This is a genomic window from Flavihumibacter cheonanensis, assembly GCF_022352215.1.
In the GTDB taxonomy this organism is placed as follows: domain Bacteria; phylum Bacteroidota; class Bacteroidia; order Chitinophagales; family Chitinophagaceae; genus Flavihumibacter; species Flavihumibacter cheonanensis.
The window spans coordinates 1-287 of record NZ_JAKRWF010000105.1 but is presented as its reverse complement, the minus strand read 5'-3'; the positions used below and the strand labels follow the sequence as shown (position 1 = coordinate 287).

The window sequence follows — 287 nt, the reverse complement described above, 5'->3', positions numbered from 1 at the left end:
AGACGGCGACGGGCTGAACAACCTGTACGAATACTACTGCGACACCAACCCCGGCGACCTGGACACCGACAATGACGGCATTCTCGACTCCGAGGAAGACCCCGATAATGACGGGCTGATCAACCGGGTCGAGCAGGACATCGGCTCCGATCCGCGCAAGGCGGACACGGACGACGACGGCGTGCAGGACGGCGTGGAGATGTACGACGGCACCTCGCCGACCAACTCCCTGCAGCCGGCCGTGGCACGCGCGCTGCGCGTTGACGGAACGGGCTACGTGGAGCTGT

1 protein-coding gene is annotated in these 287 nt (G+C 65.2%); it reads left to right on the top strand.

Annotated elements, in window-relative coordinates:
• A partial coding sequence (locus MD536_RS21295; protein WP_239603805.1) for a hypothetical protein occupies positions 1-287 on the top strand: 287 nt, incomplete at both ends.